We start from the raw sequence: 23,373 nt of genomic DNA, 5'->3' as shown, positions 1-23,373 counted from the left end.
CTCGTCACGATGCTACGCCAGCGCTTCCGCCGCCCCCGCAGTTGTCCACAGCCTGTGGGCGATGATCGGACCCGTGACGGACACGAGCGAGCACAACGAGCAGCGGGAGCGGCGGCGCGGACTGGCCGCGTGGCGCACGTCGGAGCGCGTGCTGTGGCGGACCTCCGCCGAACTGCGCGTGGGGGACGGCTTGCGGCGCTGGCCTCGGGCGCCGCAGCTGTGTACGACCTCGACGAGCCGGTCGACCTGTACGGCGACGGGATCGTGGCGGAGCTGGAGCGGCGCACGGCCGCCCTGCTGGGCCTGCCGGCGGCGGTGTATTTCCCGACGGGGACGATGGCGCGGCAGGTGGCCCTGCGCTGCTGGGCCGGCCGTACCGGCAACAGCGTGGTGGCGCTGCATCCGCAGGCGCATCCCGAGGTGCACGAGCGCTAGGCACTCTCGGTGGTCAGCGGCCTGCGCACGGTCCATCCGACGAACCGGCCGCGGCTGCCGACGGCCGACGAGGTGGCCGAGTGCGACGAGCCCTTCGGCACGCTGATGCTCGAACTGCCGCTGCTGGACCCCGGTTTCGTCCTGCCGTCGTGGGAGGACCTGGTCGCCGTCGTGGAGGCGGCGCGAGCACGTGATGCGGTGGTGCACATCGACGGCGCGCGTCTGTGGGAATGCGCCCCTCACTTCGGCCGCTCGCCTGCCGAGATCGCGGCGCTCGCGGACAGCGTGTACGTGTCTTTCTACAAGTCCCTGGGCGGCATGGCGGGCCGTGCTCGCGGGGCCCGAGTCGCTCGCGGACGAGGCGCGCGCCTGGCGCCACCGGTACGGCGGCCAGGCGTTCCAGCAGTACCCGGCGGTGCTGTCGGCCCTCATCGGCCTGGAGCGCGAACTGCCGCGCCTGCCGTCGTACATCGCCCACGCGAAGGTGGTCGCGGCGGCGCTGACGGACGCGCTGCGCGAGGCGGGCGTCCCGTGGTCGCGCGTCAATCCGCCGGTCCCGCACACGCACCAGTTCCAGGTGTGGCTGCCGTACGAGGCGGACGTCCTGAACGAGGCGGCACTGGCGCAGTCGGAGGAGACGGGGGTGACGCTGTTCCGCCGCTGGTTCGCGAACGGCTGTCCGCCCGGGGTCTCGATGACGGAGATGACCGTGTCGTCGGAGGGCCTGGAGTGGACGGCCGGGGACGTGTCGGACGCGGTGGGTGAGTTCGTGCGCCGGCTGGCGTGAGCGGACCGTGCCGCGCTGACCGAGCCGGCGCTCAGCCCTGACCGCCGCCGCCCGCGCGCACGAGACCCGTCTCGTACGCCAGCACCACGACCTGGACCCGGTCGCGCAGGCCGAGCTTGGTCAGGATGCGGCCCACATGGGTCTTCACGGTGGCCTCCGAGAGCACCAGCCGCGCCGCGATCTCGCCGTTCGACAGACCCTGCGCGACGAGCATCATGACCTCGCGCTCACGTTCGGTGAGTCGCTGCAGCTCCTTGTGCTGCGGCTCCGCTCCCGAGCTCGGCAGCATCGCCGAGAACCGGTCGAGCAGCCGGCGCGTGGTGGACGGCGCGACGACCGCGTCGCCGCTGTGCACGGAGCGGATGGCGCCGAGCAGTTCGGCCGGCGGCACGTCCTTGAGCATGAAGCCGCTGGCACCGGCCTTGAGGCCGGAGAAGGCGTACTCGTCGAGGTCGAAGGTGGTGAGGATCAGCACCTTCGGCGCGTTCGGCTCGGCGCAGATGCGGCGGGTCGCCTCGACGCCGTCGAGGCGCGGCATGCGGACGTCCATCAGGACGACGTCCACGGCGGTGGTCCGCAGGTTCTCGATCGCCTCCGCGCCGTCCCCGGCCTCGGCGACGACCTCCATGTCCGGCTGGGCGGCGAGCACCATGCGGAATCCTGTGCGCAGGAGCACCTGGTCGTCGACGAGCATCACTCGGATGGGCATCACGGTCGGCTTCCTCAGTAGATGGGCGGCTGGCTAGTGGGCGGGCTTGAGCGGCAGCAGGGCACTGATCCGGAATCCGCCGCCCGGCCGCGGTCCGGCGTCCAGCGTGCCGCCGACCATACCGACGCGCTCGCGCATGCCGATCAGTCCGTGACCGCGGCCGTCCGCGCCGCCGTCCTCGTACAGCTCGTGCGACGAGCCGCGCCCGTCGTCCTCGACGAGCAGGCCGAGCCCGTCGTCGAAGTAGACGAGCCGCACGCTGGCGCCGGCCTCCGGGCCGCCGTGCTTACGGGTGTTGGTGAGGGCTTCCTGCACGATGCGGTACGCGGTGAGCTCGACGCCGCTCGGCAGCGGCCGCGGCGTGCCCTCGATCCGGAAGTCGACGGTCAGTCCGGCACCGCGGACCTGCTCGACCAGTTCCTGGATCTGCTCGACGTCCGGCTGCGGGACGTACTCGCCGCTCTCCGGGGCGTCCCCGGTGCGCAGCACACCGAGCAGCCGCCGCATCTCGGCGAGCGCCTGCCGTCCGGTGGAGGAGATGGTCTCCAGCGCCTCCTTGGCCTGGTCGGGCGCGGCGTCGAGCACATAGGCGGCGCCGTCCGCCTGGACGACCATGACGGAGACGTTGTGGGCGACGACGTCGTGGAGTTCGCGGGCGATGCGGGCGCGTTCGGCCGCGACCGCGACCTTCGCCTGCGCCTCGCGCTCCTTCTCGAGCCGGGTCGCCCGCTCCTCGAGCTGCGCGAAGTACGCGCGCCGGGTGCGTATCGAGTCGCCGAGGACCCAGGCGAGGGCGAACGGCAGGCTCATGACCACGGTGACGAAGATCCGGCCGAGGGTGCCCTGCTCCTCCGCGGGCCAGCGGATCTGCGCCAGCGTGGCGGCCGACAGGCCGCCGGCCAGGGCGAGCCGGGAGGCCCAGCGCGGGCCGTCGTGCGCGGCGACCGTGTAGATGATGACCACCATGGCGAAGTCGGCCGGGTTGACCTCGACGTCCAGCACCAGCTGCGCGACACCCGTGAGCGCCGCGAGGACCAACATCGTCTCCGGCATCCGGCGGCGCAGCGCGACCACGACGCCCAGCACCAGGACGACCCCCACCGCCGCGATCCGGGGCCCCACGCCGACGGGCTCCTGGAGAGCCCACACCATGGCGACCCCGAAGAGCACGACGGCCCAGGAGCAGTCGACGCCCGTCGGGTGGCTGCGGAGGAAGTCGTAGAGGCGCTGCACGTGACCAAGCGTAAGCAAGCGAGATAGGTGCCGGAGTCAACCGGAGGGGCGATCCGGTAGCCGAAGGCGTACTCCGCAAGGTGGAGACTGGTGCCCGTGACGTATGAGACCTCCGCCGGGCCCGCCGGAACGGGCTCCGGCCTGCGCGGCTGGCGGGCCGCGACCGAGGCCGCGCTGTACGGGCCGGACGGCTTCTACCTGCGGCCCGAAGGCCCGGCCGGCCACTTCCGTACGTCCGTGCACGCCTCCCCGCTGTTCGCCTCGGCCGTCGCCCGACTGCTGCTCGACGTGGCGGACGCGTACGGGATCGACGAGCCCGCGCTCGTGGACCTGGGCGCGGGCCGCGGGGAACTGCTCACGGGTGTGCTGGCCGCGCTGCCGCCCGGCTACCCGGTGCGCGCCTGCGCCGTGGAGCGGGCGGCGCGGCCCGCCGGTCTCGATCCGCGCATCACGTGGACGGACACGCCCCCGGACGCGGTGCACGGGCTGCTGTTCGCGAACGAGTGGCTGGACAACGTCCCCGTCGACGTCGCCGAGGCCGACGAGCACGGCGTGGTCCGCAGGGTGCTGGTGGACGCCGCCGGCGAGGAGCGGCTCGGCGACGAGGTCGACGGCGCCGACGCCGAATGGCTGGCCCGCTGGTGGCCGCTGACGGAGCCGGGCTCCCGGGCGGAGATCGGCCGGCCGCGCGACGAGGCGTGGGCGCGGGCGTCCGGCCGGGTGGCGTCGGGTCTCGCGGTGGCCGTCGACTACGCGCACACGGCCGGCGCCCGACCGCCCTTCGGCACGCTGACGGGCTTCCGGGAAGGACGGGAGGTGCGCCCGGTCCCGGACGGCAACTGCGACATCACGGCCCATGTGGCACTGGACGCGTGCGCCGCCGCCACGCCGGCGGCACGGCTGCTGACGCAGCGCGAGGCCCTGAACCGGCTGGGCGTCACGGCCGGACGGCCGCCGCTGTCCCTGGCGTCGTCCGACCCCGCGGCGTACGTCCGCGCCCTGTCGCGGACCGGCGAGGCGGCGGAGCTGACGGCGCGGGGCGGCCTCGGCGACTTCGCCTGGCTGGTGCGGCGGATCGGGCCGGGGCGGCCCGGGGGGCCTCTGTCAGACTGGTTGGCATGACGGAGACCACGGTCGGCATCGGCGGAGCGGCGGAGAGCACCGACATGGTGCTCAACATCGGTCCCCAGCATCCTTCCACCCACGGTGTGCTGCGGCTGCGCCTCGTGCTGGACGGCGAGCGCATCCGGCACGCGGAGCCGGTCGTCGGCTACATGCACCGCGGCGCCGAGAAGCTCTTCGAGGCACGCGACTACCGCCAGATCGTGGTGCTCGCCAACCGCCACGACTGGCTCTCCGCCTTCTCCAACGAGCTCGGTGTGGTGATGGCCGTCGAGCGCATGCTCGGCATGGAGGTACCGGAGCGCGCGGTGTGGACCCGCACGCTGCTCGCCGAGCTCAACCGGGTCCTCAACCACCTGATGTTCCTCGGGTCGTATCCGCTCGAACTGGGCGGAATCACCCCGGTGTTCCACGCCTTCCGCGAGCGGGAGGAGCTCCAGCACGTCATGGAGGAGATCTCCGGCGGCCGGATGCACTACATGTTCAACCGCGTCGGCGGCCTCAAGGAGGACCTGCCCGCGGGCTGGCTCGGCCGGGCCCGGCACGCGGTGGCCGACGTCCGTTCGCGGATGGACGTCTACGACCGCCTCGTCCTCGGCAACGAGATCTTCCGCGGCCGCACCCGCGGCGTGGGCGTCCTGTCGGCGGAGGCCGTGCACGCGTACGGGGTGAGCGGACCCATCGCGCGGGCCTCGGGCGTCGACTTCGACCTGCGCCGGGACGAGCCGTACCTCGCGTACGGGGAGCTGCAGGACACCCTCACGGTCGTCACCCGCACCGCCGGCGACTGCCTGGCCCGCTTCGAGGTGCTGCTGGAGCAGACGCACAACGCGCTGGACCTGGCGGACGCCTGCCTCGACCGGATCGCCGGGCTGCCGCCGGGCCCGATCAACCAGCGCCTGCCCAAGGTGCTCAAGGCGCCCGAGGGCCACACCTACGCCTGGACCGAGAACCCGCTCGGCATCAACGGCTACTACCTGGTGTCCAAGGGCGAGAAGACCCCCTACCGGCTCAAGCTCCGCTCGGCGTCGTACAACAACATCCAGGCGCTGTCCGTCCTGCTGCCGGGGACGCTCGTCGCCGACATGGTGGCGATCCTGGGATCGCTGTTCTTCGTCGTCGGCGACATCGACAAGTAGACGCGGAAGGCCGCCCTGTACGGGCGGCCTTCCGATCGGGTCCCGCCCTCGGCGCTACGAGACGGCGTTGCGCAGCGGCGCCACGTCCAGCTGCTCCGTCTCGTCGTGCTCGGTCAGGTCGATGACCTTGCCGATCGCGCGGGTGTCCTTCATGCGCACGGCCGCGAGGGCCTCTTCGCCCACCACGTCGGCCAGGTCCTCGTGCTGCACGGCCTCGATCGCCTTCTGTGCGGGCTGCCCCTGATGAGTGGGCTGCCCCTGCTGTGCGGACTGCGTGTCCGCCGGAGAGTCCGCCGGCGGGGAGACCGTCCCGGCGCCCGCTCCCGTGCCGAAGAAGTCGAAGCCACCCTCGGGGCGCTTGGCGCGCGAACGGTCGGCGCCGTAGGGGACGATCGCCGACGCGACGGGCGCGGGACGGCGCGCGGGCAGGGCGGACGCCGGACGGGCGTGCTGCCCGGCCCCGGCGCCCGCCGCGTGCTTCCCCTGCGGTTCGTCCTCCTGGGAACGCTCGGCCAGGTCCCGGGCGCGTGCCTCTTCGACGGTGCGCCTGGCCTCCTGGGCCGCGGCGTTGCGCGACAGCTCGTCCAGCGCCTTGGCGGCCCGCAGGTACAGGGCCGGGGTGGGCGTCGAACCGGCCGGGGGCAGGGCCTTCGAGGGCGCTGCCGCCTCGATCGCGAGCTGCCTGCGGCCCTCCAGGGCGCTGGCCCGCTCCGTCTCGGCGTTCGCGTACCGCCGCAGCAGGGCGGCGTGTTCGCCGCGGAGCCCGGCCAGCTCGACGCGCTTGGCGCGCAGCTTGGCATCGAGCTTCATGCGCAGTTCGCGCGACTCCTCGATGTCCGCCTCGAGCTCGGCGATGCGCTCCTCGGTCTTCCACTGGTCGCTCGCGCGGGCGCGCGCGAGCTCCGCGACCTGGCGGCCGGCGCTCCGGTCCCAGTTGCGCATGAGGACCGCACCGGTGACGGCGGCGGCAGCGGCGGCCGCCACCAGGGTGCGCAGCACGACGGCGTCCCCGACGAACCACGCGCCGGCGGCGCACAGTACCGACGCTCCGGCCACGGCCGAGGGCGGCAGCAGTTTGTGCAGGGGCGGGGAATGGCGGTGGCGTCCACGTGGCATGGCCCGAAATTTACCGTGCGTAGGCACGGAATGGGGTGTCGGCCCGGCAAATCTCTGGTCGAGAACTCCGGGCCGGTGCGCCACTACTTCTCGATCAGTCCCTTCGACACGAGATAGTCCTTCGCGGCGTCCTCGGGCTTCGTCCGCTCGGCGTCCACCGTGCGGTTCAACTCGGCGAGTTCCGCGGTGGTCAGCACCTCGGTGAGTGAACCGAGGACTTCGGCGATCTTCTTGTCCCCGGCGTCCCGCGCATTGACCAGCGGAAGGACGTTGTCGGCGTTCTGGAGCTTCTTGTCGTCCTCCAGCAGGACGAGTCCGAAGCTGTCCAGCGTGGCGTCGGTCGTGGTGGTCAGGACGAGCTGGTCCTCGCCGTCCTTGACGGCCTGCTTGGCCTGCGGCGTCCCGACACCCTTGGGGTCCACGCCGACGACGTCGATGCCGTACGTCTTCTTCAGGCCGGGGGCGCAGAAAGGCCGGACCTCGCACTCGTCGCCCGCCGCGATCTTCACCTTCAGCTGCGACTTCCCAAGGTCCGAAAGTGTCTTGAGCTTGTTCTTCTCGGCGAATTCCCGGGAGACCGCGAACGCGTTCTGGTCGACTGCCGCACCGGCGTCGAGCACCTTCAGTCCCCGCGGCTCGGCGAGCTCGGTGAGTGCGGCGACGGTGGCCTCGACATCGCTGGAGGCGACAGGCTTCTCCTCCGGCGCCTTCGGCCCGTTCACCTTCGCGTTGAGGAATTCCGCGACGGTGGCCGCGTATTCCGGTACGACGTCGATCTCGCCCTTCTCCAGGGACGGTTCGTACAGCTCACGGTTCTTCACAGTGGTGACCGACGTCTTGTATCCGGCGTCGGCCAGCAGCTGGGCGTACAGCTCGGCGAGCACCTTGGACTCCGTGAAGGCCGCCGCGCCCACGACGAGCGTGCCCTTCTCCCCGGATCCGCCGGCCGAGGCGGCGCTGTCCCTCTCCTGCTCCAGGCTTTCACCGCCGCACGCGGCGAGAGAACCCGCGAGGGCCACCACACCGAGTACCGCGCCCGCGACGCGCGAGGTCTTGCTCATCAGGCTCTCCGTCCTTGCGACCGACACTTCCGACACACCGGCGCTTCGAACACACCGAAACGTCAAACAAACCGGCACTTCGCACCAAAGGGTCCATCCGCTCCCCGCCGCGTCAGCCCGCCCCCGCCACCGACGCCTTGCGCAGCGGGTTCAGCAGCCGGTCGGCGGCGACCAGCAGCCCCTCCACAAGGAGCGCGAGCACGGCCGCGAGCAGCGCACCGGCGACGACCTGCGCGGTGTTGTACGTGGCGAAGCCGGCGGTGATGATCCGGCCCAGACCGCCCTGGCCCACCATCGAGGCGATCGTCGCCGTGGCCACCACCTGGACGGCGGCCGACCGCAGGCCGGTCATCAGCAGCGGGTACGCCAGGGGCAGTTCGACGCGGAGGAAGAGCTGGCCGCCCGACATGCCCATCCCGCGCGCGGCCTCGACCACCGCCCGGTCCACCTCCCGCATCCCGATGTACGCGTTGGTCAGCAGCGGGGGCACGGCGAACAGCACCAGAGCGATGATCGTCGGCACATAGCCGGCGCTGCGCAGCGGCGTGAGCATGAACAGCGCGAGGACGGCGAAGACGGGGATCGCCCGGCCCGCGTTCGAGATGTTGACCGCGAGGGCACCGCCCCTGCCGATGTGGCCCAGCCACAGAGCCACCGGGAGGGCGATCGCACAGGCGAGGACGAGCGCCGTGCCGCTGACGTACACATGCTCGGCGAGCCGATGCCAGGCGCCGCTCTCGCCCGACCAGTTGGCCCCGGTGGTGAGCCAGGTCCACGCGTCGGCCGGCACACCCATCAGACCTTCGCCTCCGCCGCACGTACCCGGGTCCAGGGGGTGAGCAGCCGCTGCGCTCCGAGCAGCAGCAGGTCCGCGAGCGCCGCCAGCAGCACGCACAGCACGGACGCGGTCAGCACCTGCGCCTTGAAGGTGGTCTGCACCCCGTCGTCGATGAGATTGCCCAGGCCGCCCTTGCCGACGAGGGCGCCGACCGTGGTCAGCGCGATCGTCGACACCGTGGCGATGCGCACGCCCGCCATCAACGCCGGCAGCGCCAGGGGCAGTTCCACCTCCCACAGCAGGCGGACCGGCCCGTACCCCATGCCGCGGGCGGCCTCGCGCGCCTCGGCGGGCACTGCCTGGAGCCCCGCGAGGATGTTCCGCACGAGGATGGTGAGGGAGTAGAGCACGAGGCCCGTCACGACCAGCGCCGCGGACAGTCCGAAGAAGGGCAGCAGCAGCGAGAACATCGCGAGCGAGGGGATCGTGTAGAGCAGGGTCGTCAGGCCGAGCACCGGACCGGCGAACCGCGGCCGGGCGCGCACGAGGAGCGCGAGAGGCAGCGCCACGGCGAGGCCGATCAGCACCGAGGCCACGGTGATCCAGATGTGCTGGACCGTCGCGTCCGTCAGCTCCTCGCTGCGGCTGCGCAGATACTCCGCGCACAGCCAGTCGTTCGCCGCGAGGCAGCTGCCCGCGGCCCGCTCCGTACTCATCCCTCCCCACATCCCCCGCGATCCCGGATCCATGCCGACGGCGGACTGCCGACGGCCGATGGCCGACGGATTCGACCCTAACCCCCGCCACTGACAAAGGCCGATGACCGGCACCTTGCAGCACCATGGCCTTCACGCATGCGCCGTCACAATGGGGAGCCATGATCCGTTTCGACAACGTCACCAAGCGGTACGCCGACGGCACGACCGCCGTGGACGACCTCTCGTTCGAGGTCGCCGAGGGGGAACTGGTCACGCTCGTGGGTCCGTCGGGCTGCGGCAAGACGACCACGATGAAGATGGTCAACCGCCTCATCGAACCGAGCAGCGGCCGCATTTCCGTGGACGGACAGGACATCTCCACCGTCGATCCCGTCGCACTGCGGCGCCGTATCGGCTACGTGATCCAGCAGGTGGGCCTCTTCCCGCACCGGACCGTTCTCGACAACACGGCCACCGTCCCGCACCTGCTCGGCACCGGCCGCGCCAAGGCCCGTGCGCGCGCCGCCGAACTGCTCGACCTCGTCGGCCTCGACCCGTCGCTCTACGGCGACCGCTACCCCGAGCAGCTGTCCGGCGGCCAGCGCCAGCGCGTCGGCGTCGCCCGCGCCCTCGCCGCCGACCCGCCCGTGCTGCTGATGGACGAGCCCTTCGGCGCGGTCGACCCGGTGGTGCGCGAGCACCTGCAGAACGAGTTCCTCCGGCTCCAGTCGCAGGTGGGCAAGACGGTCCTGTTCGTCACCCACGACATCGAGGAGGCCGTACGCCTCGGGGACCGCATCGCCGTCTACGGCCAGGGCAGGATCGAGCAGTTCGACGCCCCCGCCACCGTGCTGGGCGCCCCCGCCAACGACTACGTGGCCGACTTCGTCGGCTCCGACCGCGGGCTCAAGCGGCTCTCGGTCACCCCCATCGAGGAGGGCGACCTGGAGCAGCCCCCCGTGGTGCACCTGAACGATCCGCTCCCCCGTGAGCTCGGCTCGCGCTGGGCCGTGGTCCTGGACGGAGAGGACAACCTGCACGGCTGGATCTCCGCCGAACAGGCGCGGCGCAGCGGTTCGGTGCGCGAGCACGCCCGCCGCATGGAGGCGTGGCTGCCGGTCGGCGCCTCGCTCAAGCAGGCGTTCGCCACGATGCTCCAGCACGACGCGGGCTGGATCGCGGTGATCGACAAGGAGGAGACCGGCCGCTTCCTGGGGGTGCTGACACCCTCCCGGCTGCACGAGGCGCTGCGCCGCTCGATCGACGCGGACGCCCACGACATCGCCCGGGCGGACGTCCCCCTGGAGTCGATCGGCACGGTCCCGCCGCTGTCCGTGGACAAGACCTGACCGCGGCGCGCCGCTTGGCGCGCCGCGCGGGGGTCACGTCGCGCTGAGCCGTCCGCTCAGCCACTCCAGGGCCGGCGGGATCTCCCGCCGCCACGTATTGAAGTTGTGGCCGCCGCTGTCGAGCACGATCGACGACACCCGCGCGGGCGCCTTCACCTTCTCGATGAAGGCGAGGGTCCCCTTCAGGTTGCCTTCCCCCTGCCGGGACGTCGTGACGAGGAACGACGACCTGCCCTGCGGCAGATGGTCCAGGCTCCACAGCAGGTCGGCCCGCTGCCGCGCCCGGTTGTCGCCGTGGAAGAGGTCTCCCGTCGTCGGGTCCTCCGCGGCCTCGTAGTACGCGGACAGGCCGGCGCCCGCCGCGAACTGCCCGGGGTGGTGCAGCGCGATCTTCAAGGCGCAGTAGCCGCCCGTGGAGTTGCCGATGAAGCCCCAGTTCCGCGCGGCCGTGCCGACCCGGTAGGTCTCCGAGACCGCCTTGGGCAGGTCCTTCGCGAAGAACGTCTCGGCCTTCGGCCCGCCCGGCACGTCCACGCACTCGGTGTCCCGCGGCGGCGCGACGGTCGGCCGCAGCATCACCAGGATCATCGGCTGCATCCGTCCCTGCCCGGCCAACCGGTGGGCGGTGGCGGGGTACTTGAGGCCCTTGAGCAGGTTCTCGGCCGTGCCCGGGTAGCCGGTGAGCACCACGGCCGCGGGGAAGGTGCGCCCCCGGTACTTCTCCTGGAAGTACTCCGGCGGCAGGTACACGTACGCGGGGCTGTCGATCCCCGATGTCGCCCCCGACACGACGACCTTCTGGATCTGCCCGCCGGTCACAGCGCGGGATCCGCCCGGCACATCGGGCGCCCGCCTCTCGACGACCTCGATGCTGCTGCCCGCCGTGTGGTCCTCGACCACGCCGGTCTCCTGTTCCTGCCCGAAGAGGTCGGCCCAGGAGCCGTAGAAGAGGAAGGAGTTGTTGGCCGCGAGGGCGACGGCGGCGAAGAGCGCGAGCTGCGTGGCGAGCAGCAGGCCGATCCGCCCGGCCACCGGACGCGGCCCCCGCCGGGCCAGCCTCGGCCATAGCCACACGGTGGCGACGAACAGCAGCACGGCTGCGGCTATGGCGAAGGCCAGGACTTTTTTGCTGGTCAGACCCATGAGTGGCGTGCGCTTTCTGCTACGGGCCGGCATCGGTGATCCGCGCCCGGCCAGGGCCGGTTCGCCGAGAATTTCCCGGCGGCGGATGAACCCGCCTCCTGGAAGTGCCGTCCTAGAGAGCGCACATCGTCCGGGGCCGACCGACCTGGGGCCCGGACGCACGATCTCTCGCGAAGTCACGGGAAGCGATGTCTGCAACGGTAGATGGGGACAAATCAGCATTGGTTCCGAAACGGGCGGCGCATCGGGCGATGAACCGGGTACGCCGCGTCCTGCGCGGCCCCCGCCCCGAGGCGGTGCCCGCGCTCGTCGGCTCGGCCTGCACCCTCATCGGCCTGATCGACATCGCGGCCGGGGTCTTCCCGCGGTTCCGGCACAGCCGGATGCACACCCTCGCCGAGGTGCTGCCCGGCGCCCTCGGCCCGTTCGCCGCCGCGCTCGCCCTCAGCACCGGAGTGCTGCTGCTCCTGCTCGCGCACGGCATCAAACGCCACAAGCGGCGCGCCTGGCGAGCCGCGGTGATCCTCCTGCCGGCCGGTGCCGTCGCCCAGTTCGTCTACCGCCACTCGATCGTCGGCGTCCTGCTCTCCCTGGGCCTGCTGGCCCTCCTGCTGCGCCACCGGGACGAGTTCGCCGCCCTCCCCGACCCGCGCAGCCGCTGGCGCGCACTGGCCAACTTCGTGGTGATGAGCGCCGGTTCGCTCGGCCTCGGCCTGGTGATCGTCAGCGCCCACCCGGGCAGGGTCGTCGGCAGCCCCAGTCTCACCGACCGCCTCGAACACGTCATGTACGGGCTGGTCGGCTTTGAGGGTCCCGTCGCCTGGACCGGCAACGTCCCGTGGACCGTGGCCTACTCGCTCGGCTCGCTCGGCCTGCTGACCGCCGTCACCACGATCTATCTCGCCTTCCGGCCCGAGCACCCCGCCGCCCGGCTCACCGCCGACGACGAGCGCCGGCTGCGCGCCCTGCTCGCCGCGCACGGCGGCCGCGACTCGCTCGGCCACTTCGCGCTCCGCCGCGACAAGGGCGTCGTCTTCTCGCCCAGCGGCAAGGCGGCCGTCTGCTACCGCGTCGTCTCCGGCGTGATGCTGGCCAGCGGCGACCCGATCGGCGACGTCGAGGCCTGGCCCGGCGCCATCGAGCGCTTCATGGACGAGGCCAGGGCGCACTCCTGGACACCCGCCGTCATGGGCTGCTCGGAGACCGGGGCCGAGGTGTGGACCCGCGAGACCGGGCTCGACGCGCTGGAACTGGGGGACGAGGCGGTGGTGGACGTCGCGGATTTCTCCCTGGCCGGGCGCGCGATGCGGAACGTACGCCAGATGGTCAAGCGCATCGAACGAGGCGGCTACGAGACCCGCGTACGGCGCGCCCGTGACCTCACCGACGACGAACTGGAACGGATCCGCCGGGCCGCGGCCGACTGGCGCGGCACCGACACCGAGCGCGGCTTCTCGATGGCACTCGGCCGGATCGGCGACCCGGCCGACGGCGACGCCGTGATCGCCACCGCCCACAAGGCGGACGAGCACGCGCCGTACGGCGACCTGAAGGCGATTATCCACTTCGTTCCCTGGGGGGACGACGGCATGTCCCTGGAGCTGATGCGCCGTGACCGCTCCGCCGATCCCGGCATGAACGAGCTCCTCATCGTCGCCGCCCTCCAGGCCGCTCCCGCCCTCGGCGTCGAGCGGGTCTCCCTCAATTTCGCCATGTTCCGCTCGGCGCTGGCCCGCGGCGAGAAGATCGGGGCGGGCCCGGTGCTGCGGCTGTGGCGCGGGATGCTCGTGTTCCTCTCCCGCTGGTTCCAGATCGAGTCGCTGTACAAGTTCAACGCCAAGTTCCGGCCGCGCTGGGAACCGCGCTTCGTCGTCTTCCGCAGCAGCCGCGAGCTGCCGCGCATCGGCTTCGCCGCGATGCAGGCGGAGGGCTTCGTGAATCTGTCGCTGCCGCGCCCGTTCGCCCGCCGCCGCCCGCCCCGCGCCCCGCGCCCCTGCGCCCACCTCCCCCTCCCCACCGACCGCCCCGAAGCCCGCGCGGCCTGACCGGCCGGGGCCGCGCCTCCGCCGGGCCCAGCCCGGGAGGCGCCGGGCGGCCAAGCCCCAAAGCACCGGGCATCGGGGCCCGCGCTCGGAGACGCCCCGGCCTCCGCCGGCCAGCTCGGATGCAACCCGGCGGCGGAGCCGGGGCAGCGCCCAGCCCCAGGCGGCTGACCCGGGAACGCGCCTGGCCGTGCCCGCCGCTGGCCCCGGCCCCGGAGTCACCCGGCCGTGGCCGGCATTGGGCAGCCGAGCAGTGCAGGGCGCGGCCACCGGCCCGGGCCCTGCCCCACCGACCACCACAAGAACCGCACCGCCTGACCGACCCTGGCCGCGCCCTCCGCCAGCCTCCGGCCGGGCGGCCTGAGACACCCCACCCTGGCGGCCGAGCCCGAAAGCATCGGGCATCGGGCGGCCGAGCCCGAAAGCATCGGGCATCGGGCGGCCGAGCCCGGAACCCGCCGCCTCCGGCGGCCGAGCGGCAGCGCCCGGCACCCGGTCCGGCCCCTATCCCCACCCCGCCGACCACCTTGAAGATGCGCACCGCCTCACGGGCCCGAGCCGCGCCCGCCGCCGGGCCTCGCGCCGGCCTCCGGCCGGGCGGCCCGGAGACGCCCCCGCCGCCCCGCGGGCGGCCGGTCGGGATTCAGGGGGCAGGCCCTAGGCTGGCCACATGAGTACGTTGCGCGGACGGGGTACGGCCGACGGCCTGCCGGAGTGGGATCGCTGTGCGGTCATGGGGGTCGTCAATGTGACGCCCGACTCCTTCTCCGACGGAGGCCGCTGGTTCGACACCACGGCCGCGATCAAGCGCGGCCTCGACCTGGTCGCCGAGGGCGCCGACCTGGTCGACGTCGGCGGCGAGTCCACCAGGCCCGGAGCGACCCGCGTCGACGAGGACGAGGAGCTGCGCCGGGTCGTCCCGGTCGTCCTCGGGCTCGCCGCCGAGGGCGTGGTCGTCTCCGTCGACACCATGCGCGCCTCCGTCGCCGAGCAGGCCATCGCCGCCGGCGCCGTCCTGGTCAACGACGTCAGCGGCGGTCTCGCCGACCCCCGCATGGTCCCCGCCGTCGCCGACACCGGCTCCCCGTTCGTCGTCATGCACTGGCGCGGGTTCAGCGAGGACATGAACAGCCGCGCGGTGTACGGCGACGTCGTCGCCGAGGTGGTCGCCGAACTGCGAGAGCGCATGGAGGCGGTCGTCGCAGGCGGCATCGCGCCCGAGCGTATCGTCATCGACCCCGGCCTCGGCTTCGCCAAGATGGCCGAGCACGACCTCGCGCTCGTGGCCCATCTCGACGAGCTGCGGGCCCTCGGCCGCCCCGTCCTGGTCGCCGCCTCCCGCAAGCGGTTCCTCGGCCGGGTGCTCGCCAAGGAGGGCGCGACGCCGCCCGCCAGGGAACGCGACGCGGCCACCGCCGCCGTCTCCGCCATCGCCGCCCACGAGGGTGCCTGGGCCGTACGGGTCCACGAGGTGCGCGCCACGGCCGACGCCGTGCGCGTCGCACGCGCCGTCGAGGGCGCCCGGTGAGCCCTACCGACACCGAGCTGGTCGAGAAGGCCAACACCGCCTTCTACGAGGCGATGGAGCAGGGCGACTTCGAGGAGCTGTCCGCGCTCTGGATGGACGAGGACATCTCGTGCGTCCACCCCGGCTGGCCCGTCCTCTCGGGCCGCGGCGAGGTCCTGCGCTCGTACGCGCTGATCATGGCGAACACCGAGTACATCCAGTTCTTCCTGACCGACGTGAAGGTGAGCGTGGCCGGCGACACGGCGCTCGTCACCTGCACCGAGAACATCCTCAGCGGCGGTCCCGCCGAGGAGGCGGGCGAGCTCGGCCCGCTCGTCGGCCAGCTGGTCGTCGCCACCAATGTGTTCCGCCGCACATCCGACGGTTGGAAGATCTGGTCACATCACGGTTCCCCCGTACTGACGGAAACCGAGGGCGAGGAGGACGAGGACAGCCCCTCGTAAGTGGGTAAGCGCCCCACAGGAGGTTCGTGACTGCCTCCCCCGGGTATACGCGGCTACCCCACGCCCACGCGGTTCCCCCGGGACCCGTGGGCATGGCGTGTCGGTGCTCGCAGGTAGATTCGAATGCGGGTACCGCGCCACCCGCACGTGGCCGGGAGCCCGCATCCCGCCAGTACAGAAAGCAGGAGTGATTCGCGTGGATCGTGTCGCGCTGCGCGGCCTCAAGGCCCGCGGGCACCACGGCGTCTTCCCCCGGGAGCGGGAGGAGGGCCAGACCTTCATCGTCGACCTGGTGCTCGGCCTGGACACCCGCCTGGCGGCGGCCGACGACGACCTGGCGAAGACCGTGCACTACGGCGTGGTGGCGGAGGAGGTCGTGGCGGTCGTCGAGGGCGAGCCCGTCGACCTGATCGAGACGCTGGCCGAGCGCATCGCCCAGCAGTGTCTGAAGCACGACGGGGTCGAGCAGGTCGAGGTGGTGGTGCACAAGCCGGACGCCCCGATCACGGTGCCCTTCGACGACGTGACCATCACGATCACCCGGAGCCGCGTATGACCAGGCCCACCCGTCACCCGGATGTCGCCCCCCAGGGAGCCGCACGCGGCTCCCTGCACGGCGACCCCACGGTGCAGCCGGTGCCCACCGCCGTGGTGGCCCAGGTGGACGCCGCCGACATCACCCTGTCCAACCCGAAACAGGCGGTGATCTCGCTCGGCTCCAACCTGGGCAACCGCCTGGAGACCCTCCAGGGCGCGATCGACGCCCTCGAGGACACCCCCGGCCTGCGGGTCAAGGCGGTCTCCCCGGTGTACGAGACGGAGCCCTGGGGCGTCGAGCCCGGCAGCCAGCCGTCCTACTTCAACGCGGTGGTCGTGATCAAGACGACCCTGCCGCCGTCGTCGCTCCTGGAGCGCGGTCAGGCCATCGAGGAGGCGTTCGACCGCGTCCGCGACGAGCGCTGGGGCCCGCGCACGATCGACGTCGACATCGTGGCGTACGCGGACGTCGTCTCCGACGACCCGGTGCTCACCCTCCCCCACCCGCGCGCCCACCAGCGCGCCTTCGTGCTCGCCCCGTGGCACGACGTCCAGCCCGAGGCGCAGCTGCCGGGCCGCGGCCCGGTCGCCGAGCTGCTCGCGGGCATCGGCGTCGCCGGCGTCCAGCCCCGGGCCGATCTGGAACTGCGGCTGCCCGAGTAGTCGTTAGGCTCGTACGGGACGATCGCGCGCGGCGGGTCCGGTACGGGGCGACATGCCGGACGGCCCGTACGACACGACAGGTGAAGGGCGGCTTTCAGCGGTGAAGCAACTACGGCTCGGTGTGCTGGCCGGACTCTTCGCCGCGGCAGGGGTCCTCTCCTGGGGCGGCGCCCGCCTGTGGGACTCGCTGGGCACCCTGCCCAGCGTCCCGTTGGCGGCGCCCATCGTGCTCGGAGTGATCGCCACCGTTCTCGCCGCCACGGCCCTGTCGCTGCGCGCCCGGCTGAAGGCGCAGCGCGAGCGCCGCCCGGGCGCCAAGGGCGTCGAACCGCTGATGGCGGCGCGGGCCGTGGTCTTCGGCCAGGCGAGCGCGCTGGTCGCGGCGCTGGTGAGCGGGATGTACGGCGGCACGGGCGTGTTCCTGCTCGGCTCGCTCGACATGCCCGCCCGCCGCGACCAGGCGATCTACGCCGGGTTCGCGGTGCTGGCGGGCATCGCCGTGATCGCGGCCGCGATGTTCCTGGAGCGCGTCTGCAGGCTCCCCGAGGACGGCGACGACGACACCGACCAGGCGGCCCGGGCGCTGTGATCCGCGGCGCCTGCGGCGGGAGCCGTCAGTGCGCCATAATCAGGCTCATCGCCTCGTTGCGCGTCGCGGCGTCCCGCAGCTGACCGCGCACCGCCGAGGTGATCGTCTTGGCTCCGGGCTTGCGGATGCCGCGCATCGACATGCACATGTGCTCGCATTCGACGACGACGATCACGCCGCGCGGCTCCAGGATGTCCATCAGCGAGTCGGCTATCTGGGTGGTCATCCGCTCCTGGACCTGCGGGCGGCGGGCGTAGACGTCGACCAGCCGGGCCAGCTTGGACAGACCGGTGATCTTCCCGGTCGTCGAGGGGATGTAGCCGACGTGCGCCACTCCCCGGAACGGCACCAGATGATGCTCACAGGTCGAGTACACCTCGATGTCCTTGACGAGGACCATTTCGTCGTGGCCGAGATCGAACGTGGTCGTCAGCACGTCCTCCGGGCGCTGCCAGAGCCCGGCGAAGATCTCCTTGTACGCCCGCGCCACCCGCGCCGGCGTCTCCTGGAGTCCCTCGCGGTCCGGGTCCTCGCCCACCGCCAGCAGCAGCTCGCGTACGGCGTTCTCCGCCCGCTTCTCGTCGAACTCGGCGATCGCGCGCTCGCCGTCCAGCGTCACCGGGTCGGTCATTTGGTGCCTCGTTCCTCTTGCTCGGGCCGCGGACACGTGGAAATGCCGCGTCCCCCAGGCTAGAACCTGGGGGACGCGGCATTCATTCCGGGGCGGCGCCGAGCCGGGGGCTCAGGCCTCCGGGCGCTCCTCGGGGACCGCCTCGACGGTCTCCGCCGGGACCGCCTTGGTGACGTCCGCGACCGTCGGCGTGCTGCCGTTGGCACCGTTCGTCAGGGCGAGCTCCTTGGGAGAGAGCACCGGCGGGCGGGTGGAGGGCGTACGGCGGGAGGAGCCGGTCCACGCCGGGCGCGCCGGACGCTTCACGATCGGGGCGAAGATCTCCGCGATCTCCTCCTTGCCGAGGGTCTCCTTCTCCAGCAGCTGGAGGACCAGGTTGTCGAGGACGTCGCGGTTCTCGACGAGGATCTCCCAGGCCTCGTTGTGCGCGGTCTCGATGAGCTTCTTGACCTCTTCGTCGACGAGCGCCGCGACCTCTTCCGAGTAGTCGCGCTGGTGCGCCATCTCGCGGCCCAGGAAGGGCTCGGAGTTGTCGCCGCCGAACTTGATCGCGCCGAGGCGCTCGGTCATGCCGTACTGCGTGACCATCGCGCGGGCCGTGGCCGTGGCCTTCTCGATGTCGTTCGCCGCGCCCGTGGTCGGGTCGTGGAAGACGAGCTCCTCGGCCGCGCGGCCGCCCAGCATGTACGCCAGCTGGTCGAGCATCTCGTTGCGCGTGGTGGAGTACTTGTCCTCGTCCGGGAGCACCATCGTGTAGCCGAGGGCCCGGCCGCGGGACAGGATCGTGATCTTGTGGACCGGGTCGGAGTTCGGGGAGGCCGCCGCGACCAGGGCGTGTCCGCCCTCGTGGTACGCGGTGATCTTCTTCTCCTTGTCGGACATGATCCGGGTCCGCTTCTGCGGGCCCGCCACGACGCGGTCGATCGCCTCGTCCAGCATGTGGTTGTCGATGAGCTTCTTGTCGCTGCGCGCGGTGAGCAGCGCGGCTTCGTTCAGCACGTTCGACAGGTCGGCGCCGGTGAAGCCCGGCGTACGGCGGGCCACGGCGGACAGGTCGACGTCGGGTGCGACCGGCTTGCCCTTCTGGTGGACCTTGAGGATCTCCAGCCGGCCCTGCATGTCGGGACGGTCGACGGCGATCTGCCGGTCGAAGCGGCCCGGACGCAGCAGCGCCGGGTCGAGGATGTCCGGGCGGTTGGTGGCGGCGATCAGGATGACGCCGCCCTTCACGTCGAAGCCGTCCATCTCGACGAGCAGCTGGTTCAGCGTCTGCTCGCGCTCGTCGTGGCCGCCGCCGAGGCCCGCACCGCGGTGCCGGCCGACTGCGTCGATCTCGTCGACGAAGACGATCGCCGGGGCGTTCGCCTTGGCCTGCTCGAACAGGTCCCGGACACGGGAGGCGCCGACACCGACAAACATCTCGACGAAGTCGGAACCGGAGATCGAGTAGAACGGGACGCCCGCCTCGCCCGCGACTGCGCGCGCGAGCAGCGTCTTGCCGGTGCCGGGCGGGCCGTAGAGCAGCACGCCCTTGGGGATCTTGGCGCCGACGGCCTGGAACTTGGCGGGCTCCTGGAGGAACTCCTTGATCTCGTGGAGCTCCTCGACCGCCTCGTCGGACCCGGCCACGTCGGCGAAGGTCGTCTTGGGGGTGTCCTTGGTGATGAGCTTGGCCTTGGACTTCCCGAAGTTCATCACTCGGGAGCCGCCGCCCTGCATCTGGTTCATCAGGAAGAGGAAGACCAGGACGATCAGGACGAAGGGCAGGAGCGAGAGCAGCACCGAGACGAACGGGCTCTGCTTCGACGGCGAGACCGTGTAGCCCTCCTCGATCTCACCGGCCTCGAACTTCTCCTGCAGCTTGTCGGCCAGGTCGGCGCCTTGGGTGCCGATGTAGCTGGCCTGCACCTTGGTGCCGCCGTCGACCTTCTGGCCCTTCTTGAGCTCGATCTTGATGATCTGCTCGTCGCCAGTGGTCAGCTTTGCCTGCTTGACCTGGTTCTTGTCGATCGCCTGGACGACCTCGCCGGTGTCCACCGTCTTGTAGCCGCCGGACGAGCCGACGACCTGCATCAGCACGACCACGGCGAGGACGGCCAGCACGATCCACATGACCGGCCCACGGAAGTATCGCTTCACGTCCATCCATACGGAGCGGAACGCTCCGTCCCTCCTGCCCGTAGGTAAATGCTGCTGTGAGACTTGCTAAGAGACTGCTATGAGAAAAGACAACTGTTCTTCGGACGGTACCTCAGCATTGTCACCGGAGACCCGCCTTCCCTTGCTCCAACGGCGGAAAGGCGGCCTGGGTTCCCCGTGACGCGCCGGTGCCTCAGCCCCCGTAGACGTGCGGCGCGAGCGTGCCGACGAAGGGGAGATTGCGGTACTTCTCCGCGTAGTCCAGGCCGTAACCGACGACGAACTCGTTCGGGATGTCGAAGCCGATCCACTTCACGTCGATCGCGACCTTCGCGGCGTCCGGCTTCCTCAGCAGCGTGCAGACCTCCAGGGAGGCCGGCTCGCGCGAGCCGAGGTTGCTCAGCAGCCACGACAGGGTCAGACCCGAGTCGATGATGTCCTCGACGATCAGGACGTGCTTGCCCTTGATGTCGGTGTCCAGGTCCTTGAGGATCCGGACGACGCCGGAGGACTGCGTGCCCGCGCCGTACGAGGACACGGCCATCCAGTCCATCGTGACGGGGGTGGCGAGCGCACGCGCCAGGTCCGCCATCACCATCACGGCGCCCTTGAGGACACCGACGATGAGCAGGTCCTTGCCCGCGTACTCCGCGTCGATCTTGGCAGCAAGCTCGGCGAGCTTGGCGTCGATCTCTTCCTTGGTGATGAGCACCGACTGAAGGTCGTTGCCCATGTCCTTCTCGTTCACCCGCGTCGCTTTCTGTCTCGGCGGTTCAGCCTTGCCGAATGACCAGTCTGCCACCCTGGCGACGTGCCTCCACCCGCCCGGGCAGATTGATGGCCCGCTGACCGCGCCAGCCGGTGATCAGCCGGTCGACCTCTTCGACGTGCCGGGCGAACAGGGAACCGGCCGGGGCACCGGCCTCGATGGCGGCCCGGCGCAGCACCCGGCGCCGGACGGCGGGGGGCAGGGCGAACAGCTTGGCGCACTCCAGGGCGCCGCTCTCGTCCCGTACCCGGTCGGCCGCGTCGGCGGCCCAGCTGTCGAGCGCGTCGGCGTCGTCGCGGGAGAGACTCGCGGTACGGGCGAGGGCTTCGACGACGCCTTTGCCGAGCGCCTTCTCCAGGGCGGGCAGGCCCTCGTGGCGCAGCCGGGAGCGGGTGTAGGCCGGGTCGGCGTTGTGCGGGTCGTCCCAGACCGGCAGCGACTGGACCATGCAGGCCTTGCGGGCGGTCTGGCGGTCGATGTGCAGGAAGGGGCGGCGGTAGCGGCCCTGCGGCCCCGAGACGGGGGCCATACCGGACAGCGAGCGGATGCCGGAGCCGCGGGCGAGGCCGAGCAGAACGGTTTCCGCCTGGTCGTCCCGGGTGTGGCCGAGCAGCACGGCCGAGGCGCCGAGTCGTTCGGCGGCCTCGTCGAGCGCGGCGTACCGGGCGTCCCGGGCGGCGGCCTCGGGCCCTCCCCCGCGGCCGACGTGCACGGCGACGGCCTCGACGGGGTCGAGGTTCATGGCGGTGAGGCGGGCGACGACGTCGGCCGCGCGCTGCGCGGATCCGTCCTGGAGGCCGTGGTCGACGGTGATGCCGCCGGCGCGGACCGAGAGTTTGGGGGCCTCGAAGGCGAGGGCGGAGGCGAGCGCCATGGAGTCGGCGCCGCCGGAGCAGGCGACGAGGACGAGCGGGCGCTCTCGCGTGGCGCGGGCGGCGGCTTCGGTGGTGTCGGCGCGCTCGGTGTGTTCTGCGTGCTGTGTGAGGACTTCGTGGAGTACGCGGCGGACCGCCAGGCGTATCGCCGCGACCGCAGGATGGGGACCCATGTCCGGTGCCCTTCGTGAAGTTCGGGAGGGGGTGTCTCGGTCCGAGAGGAACGAGAGCGACGGGAGATCAGTCACTCAGAGTGCATCGATGGTGACAGAACCGAGTCAATATCCGAGCATTGCACGCCTGCCCAACGCCCACGGTCCCTCGGATGGGTGATTGGAGGGGCGCTCGTCTGCCGTCACGGAACCGTCGTTCACGACTCTGCTCTACGGTGCTCCCTCGGCCTTGCGGTGCACCCGCGCGACCCAGTCCGCCGGTTTGGCGATCTCCGCCTTGGTCGGGAGCGTGTTCGGGGACGTCCAGACTCGGTTGAACCCGTCCATTCCCACCTGGTCCACCACGGAGCGTACGAAGCGCTCGCCGTCGCGGTACTGCCGCAGCTTGGCGTCCAGGCCGAGGAGTTTGCGCAGCGCGACGTCGAGGCGGCTCGCGCCGCGGGCCCTGCGCTGCTGGAACTTCTCCCGGATCTCGGTCACGGAGGGCACCACGTCCGGTCCGACGCCGTCCATCACGTAGTCCGCGTGGCCCTCCAGCAGGGACATGACGGCGGTCAGCCGGCCGAGGATCTCGCGCTGGGCGGGTGTCTGGACCAGTTCGACGATGGAGTGGCCGCCTTCGTCGTCCTCGCCCTCGGGGCGGGCTCCCACAAGCGACTGGGCGGCCTCCCGGAACCGCTCCAGAACGGTCATCGGGTCCATCTCGGTCTCGCCCAGGAATGACTGGATCTCGCCCTCGAGATGGTCGCGCAGCCACGGCACGCCGGTGAACTGGGTGCGGTGGGTCTCCTCGTGGAGGCAGACCCACAGCCGGAAGTCGTGCGGCTCGACGTCCAGCTCGCGCTCGACATGGACGATGTTGGGGGCGACGAGGAGCAGCCTGCCGCCGCCGTTGCCGTTCGGGTCGGCCGGGTCGCCGGCCGGCAGGTCGCGGGTGGCGGGGGCGAAGGTCTCGTACTGCCCGAGGACCCGCGAGGCGAGGAACGACAGCAGCATCCCGAGCTCGACGCCGGTCACCTTGCCGCCGACCGCGCCCAGCACCGCGCCGCCGGGGGTGCCGGAGCGGCGCTCCTGCATCTTGTCCAGCAGGGGGCGCAGCAGTTCGCGGAAGCCCGCGACGTTCGCCTTGATCCAGCCGGCCCGGTCCACGACGAGGACGGGGGTGTCCTGCGGCTGCGAGCCCGCGGGAATCATCGCGGTGAAGCCGCGCACGTGCTCCTCGGAGGCCTTGGCGTGCCGGCGCAGCTCGGCGACGACGGCTCGCGCCTCGTCGCGGCTGACGTCGGGACCGGGCCGCACGAAGCGGGTCGCAGTCGCCGCGGCGAGGTTCCAGTCGACCATCTCGGCACCACCGATGCTCGTCATGCGTCAACCGTACGTTCTCGACCCCCGGGACGTGCAGGTGTCGCGCTGC

21 protein-coding genes and 1 pseudogene are annotated in these 23,373 nt (G+C 71.8%); 10 read left to right on the top strand and 12 right to left on the bottom strand.

From position 1 onward, the window contains the following. Positions 1 to 61 precede the first annotated feature (61 nt). Positions 62 to 1,222, top strand: a pseudogene (locus ACLB9X_RS26370) (threonine aldolase family protein). A gap of 31 nt (positions 1,223 to 1,253) precedes the next feature. Here the strand turns inward: ACLB9X_RS26370 and ACLB9X_RS26365 are convergent. Continuing rightward, positions 1,254 to 1,931 carry a response regulator gene (locus tag ACLB9X_RS26365; RefSeq protein WP_410362892.1) on the bottom strand — a complete coding sequence of 226 codons (678 nt, stop codon included), beginning with the start codon at positions 1,929 to 1,931 and terminating at the stop codon, positions 1,254 to 1,256. 33 nt (positions 1,932 to 1,964) lie between these two features. Further along, positions 1,965 to 3,164, bottom strand: coding sequence for a sensor histidine kinase (locus ACLB9X_RS26360; protein WP_410362891.1), 1,200 nt, complete (start codon positions 3,162 to 3,164; stop codon positions 1,965 to 1,967). Positions 3,165 to 3,251: 87 nt separating this feature from the next. Between ACLB9X_RS26360 and ACLB9X_RS26355 the strand changes: the two genes are divergently transcribed. Continuing rightward, a complete protein-coding gene (locus tag ACLB9X_RS26355) occupies positions 3,252 to 4,286 on the top strand; it encodes an SAM-dependent methyltransferase (RefSeq protein ID WP_410362931.1) in 1,035 nt (344 codons plus the stop codon). Further along, positions 4,283 to 5,425, top strand: a complete 1,143-nt coding sequence (locus ACLB9X_RS26350; RefSeq protein WP_410362890.1) for an NADH-quinone oxidoreductase subunit D — start codon at positions 4,283 to 4,285, stop codon at positions 5,423 to 5,425. Before ACLB9X_RS26355 ends, ACLB9X_RS26350 begins: the two co-directional genes overlap by 4 nt. A gap of 54 nt (positions 5,426 to 5,479) precedes the next feature. Here the strand turns inward: ACLB9X_RS26350 and ACLB9X_RS26345 are convergent, their stop codons facing one another. The 4 genes from ACLB9X_RS26345 to ACLB9X_RS26330 form a co-directional block, all read right to left on the bottom strand. Continuing rightward, complete coding sequence (locus ACLB9X_RS26345) at positions 5,480 to 6,541, bottom strand: hypothetical protein (RefSeq protein WP_410362889.1); 1,062 nt, start codon at positions 6,539 to 6,541, stop codon at positions 5,480 to 5,482. A gap of 83 nt (positions 6,542 to 6,624) precedes the next feature. Beyond that, positions 6,625 to 7,602 carry a glycine betaine ABC transporter substrate-binding protein gene (locus ACLB9X_RS26340; protein ID WP_410362888.1) on the bottom strand — a complete coding sequence of 326 codons (978 nt, stop codon included), beginning with the start codon at positions 7,600 to 7,602 and terminating at the stop codon, positions 6,625 to 6,627. A gap of 112 nt (positions 7,603 to 7,714) precedes the next feature. Beyond that, positions 7,715 to 8,398, bottom strand: a complete 684-nt coding sequence (locus tag ACLB9X_RS26335) for an ABC transporter permease (protein ID WP_410362887.1) — start codon at positions 8,396 to 8,398, stop codon at positions 7,715 to 7,717. Then, positions 8,398 to 9,096: an ABC transporter permease gene (locus ACLB9X_RS26330; protein WP_410362886.1), complete on the bottom strand. Its 699-nt coding sequence runs from the start codon at positions 9,094 to 9,096 to the stop codon at positions 8,398 to 8,400. The genes ACLB9X_RS26335 and ACLB9X_RS26330 overlap by 1 nt, the downstream gene beginning before the upstream one ends. 161 nt (positions 9,097 to 9,257) lie before the next feature. Between ACLB9X_RS26330 and ACLB9X_RS26325 the strand changes: the two genes are divergently transcribed. After that, on the top strand, positions 9,258 to 10,427 hold the full coding sequence (locus ACLB9X_RS26325; RefSeq protein WP_410362885.1) for an ABC transporter ATP-binding protein: 1,170 nt from the start codon (positions 9,258 to 9,260) through the stop codon (positions 10,425 to 10,427). Positions 10,428 to 10,460: 33 nt separating this feature from the next. Here ACLB9X_RS26325 and ACLB9X_RS26320 read toward each other — a convergent pair whose 3' ends face one another. After that, a complete protein-coding gene (locus tag ACLB9X_RS26320) occupies positions 10,461 to 11,570 on the bottom strand; it encodes an alpha/beta hydrolase (RefSeq protein WP_410362884.1) in 1,110 nt (369 codons plus the stop codon). A 188-nt stretch (positions 11,571 to 11,758) separates the two neighbouring features. Between ACLB9X_RS26320 and ACLB9X_RS26315 the strand changes: the two genes are divergently transcribed. From ACLB9X_RS26315 to ACLB9X_RS26290, 6 genes are all read left to right on the top strand, one after another. Beyond that, a complete protein-coding gene (locus tag ACLB9X_RS26315) occupies positions 11,759 to 13,615 on the top strand; it encodes a phosphatidylglycerol lysyltransferase domain-containing protein (RefSeq protein WP_410362883.1) in 1,857 nt (618 codons plus the stop codon). A gap of 667 nt (positions 13,616 to 14,282) precedes the next feature. Next, on the top strand, positions 14,283 to 15,140 hold the full coding sequence (gene folP / locus ACLB9X_RS26310; protein ID WP_410362882.1) for a dihydropteroate synthase: 858 nt from the start codon (positions 14,283 to 14,285) through the stop codon (positions 15,138 to 15,140). After that, a complete protein-coding gene (locus tag ACLB9X_RS26305) occupies positions 15,137 to 15,583 on the top strand; it encodes a nuclear transport factor 2 family protein (protein ID WP_410362881.1) in 447 nt (148 codons plus the stop codon). The genes folP and ACLB9X_RS26305 overlap by 4 nt, the downstream gene beginning before the upstream one ends. 196 nt (positions 15,584 to 15,779) lie before the next feature. Further along, positions 15,780 to 16,139 (top strand): dihydroneopterin aldolase, encoded by a 360-nt coding sequence (folB, locus tag ACLB9X_RS26300; protein ID WP_410362880.1) that lies wholly within the window; start codon positions 15,780 to 15,782, stop codon positions 16,137 to 16,139. Beyond that, a complete protein-coding gene (folK, locus tag ACLB9X_RS26295; RefSeq protein WP_410362879.1) occupies positions 16,025 to 16,783 on the top strand; it encodes a 2-amino-4-hydroxy-6-hydroxymethyldihydropteridine diphosphokinase in 759 nt (252 codons plus the stop codon). Before folB ends, folK begins: the two co-directional genes overlap by 115 nt. A gap of 100 nt (positions 16,784 to 16,883) precedes the next feature. Beyond that, positions 16,884 to 17,372 carry a DUF3180 domain-containing protein gene (locus ACLB9X_RS26290; RefSeq protein ID WP_410362878.1) on the top strand — a complete coding sequence of 163 codons (489 nt, stop codon included), beginning with the start codon at positions 16,884 to 16,886 and terminating at the stop codon, positions 17,370 to 17,372. 25 nt (positions 17,373 to 17,397) lie between these two features. Here the strand turns inward: ACLB9X_RS26290 and folE are convergent, their stop codons facing one another. The 5 genes from folE to ACLB9X_RS26265 form a co-directional block, all read right to left on the bottom strand. Beyond that, a complete protein-coding gene (folE, locus tag ACLB9X_RS26285) occupies positions 17,398 to 18,003 on the bottom strand; it encodes a GTP cyclohydrolase I FolE (protein ID WP_410362877.1) in 606 nt (201 codons plus the stop codon). 111 nt (positions 18,004 to 18,114) lie between these two features. Beyond that, positions 18,115 to 20,148, bottom strand: coding sequence for an ATP-dependent zinc metalloprotease FtsH (ftsH, locus tag ACLB9X_RS26280; RefSeq protein WP_410362876.1), 2,034 nt, complete (start codon positions 20,146 to 20,148; stop codon positions 18,115 to 18,117). A gap of 187 nt (positions 20,149 to 20,335) precedes the next feature. Further along, entirely contained in the window at positions 20,336 to 20,875 is a 540-nt protein-coding gene (gene hpt, locus ACLB9X_RS26275; protein WP_410362930.1) for a hypoxanthine phosphoribosyltransferase, read from the bottom strand. A 40-nt stretch (positions 20,876 to 20,915) separates the two neighbouring features. Next, positions 20,916 to 21,959 carry a tRNA lysidine(34) synthetase TilS gene (gene tilS / locus ACLB9X_RS26270; protein ID WP_410362875.1) on the bottom strand — a complete coding sequence of 348 codons (1,044 nt, stop codon included), beginning with the start codon at positions 21,957 to 21,959 and terminating at the stop codon, positions 20,916 to 20,918. A gap of 210 nt (positions 21,960 to 22,169) precedes the next feature. After that, positions 22,170 to 23,324, bottom strand: a complete 1,155-nt coding sequence (locus ACLB9X_RS26265; RefSeq protein WP_410362874.1) for a zinc-dependent metalloprotease — start codon at positions 23,322 to 23,324, stop codon at positions 22,170 to 22,172. Between the last annotated feature and the right edge of the window lie 49 nt (positions 23,325 to 23,373).

Source organism: Streptomyces sp. 5K101 (assembly GCF_046506645.1).
In the GTDB taxonomy this organism is placed as follows: domain Bacteria; phylum Actinomycetota; class Actinomycetes; order Streptomycetales; family Streptomycetaceae; genus Streptomyces.
This window is presented reverse-complemented; position numbering and strand designations above follow the sequence as displayed.

Bases quoted from the DNA above. Each gene is read 5' to 3' on its own strand.
- ACLB9X_RS26350 (WP_410362890.1), top strand. From the start codon at position 4,283: ATGACGGAGACCACGGTCGGCATCGGCGGAGCGGCGGAGAGCACCGAC.
- ACLB9X_RS26335 (WP_410362887.1), bottom strand. From the start codon at position 8,398: ATGGGTGTGCCGGCCGACGCGTGGACCTGGCTCACCACCGGGGCCAAC.
- ACLB9X_RS26345 (WP_410362889.1), bottom strand. From the start codon at position 6,541: ATGCCACGTGGACGCCACCGCCATTCCCCGCCCCTGCACAAACTGCTG.
- folE (WP_410362877.1), bottom strand. From the start codon at position 18,003: ATGACCGACCCGGTGACGCTGGACGGCGAGCGCGCGATCGCCGAGTTC.
- hpt (WP_410362930.1), bottom strand. From the start codon at position 20,875: ATGGGCAACGACCTTCAGTCGGTGCTCATCACCAAGGAAGAGATCGAC.
- ftsH (WP_410362876.1), bottom strand. From the start codon at position 20,148: ATGGACGTGAAGCGATACTTCCGTGGGCCGGTCATGTGGATCGTGCTG.
- ACLB9X_RS26340 (WP_410362888.1), bottom strand. From the start codon at position 7,602: ATGAGCAAGACCTCGCGCGTCGCGGGCGCGGTACTCGGTGTGGTGGCC.
- ACLB9X_RS26315 (WP_410362883.1), top strand. From the start codon at position 11,759: ATGTCTGCAACGGTAGATGGGGACAAATCAGCATTGGTTCCGAAACGG.
- tilS (WP_410362875.1), bottom strand. From the start codon at position 21,959: ATGGGTCCCCATCCTGCGGTCGCGGCGATACGCCTGGCGGTCCGCCGC.
- ACLB9X_RS26325 (WP_410362885.1), top strand. From the start codon at position 9,258: ATGATCCGTTTCGACAACGTCACCAAGCGGTACGCCGACGGCACGACC.
- ACLB9X_RS26330 (WP_410362886.1), bottom strand. From the start codon at position 9,096: ATGAGTACGGAGCGGGCCGCGGGCAGCTGCCTCGCGGCGAACGACTGG.
- ACLB9X_RS26265 (WP_410362874.1), bottom strand. From the start codon at position 23,324: ATGACGAGCATCGGTGGTGCCGAGATGGTCGACTGGAACCTCGCCGCG.
- ACLB9X_RS26320 (WP_410362884.1), bottom strand. From the start codon at position 11,570: ATGGGTCTGACCAGCAAAAAAGTCCTGGCCTTCGCCATAGCCGCAGCC.
- folP (WP_410362882.1), top strand. From the start codon at position 14,283: ATGAGTACGTTGCGCGGACGGGGTACGGCCGACGGCCTGCCGGAGTGG.
- ACLB9X_RS26365 (WP_410362892.1), bottom strand. From the start codon at position 1,931: ATGCCCATCCGAGTGATGCTCGTCGACGACCAGGTGCTCCTGCGCACA.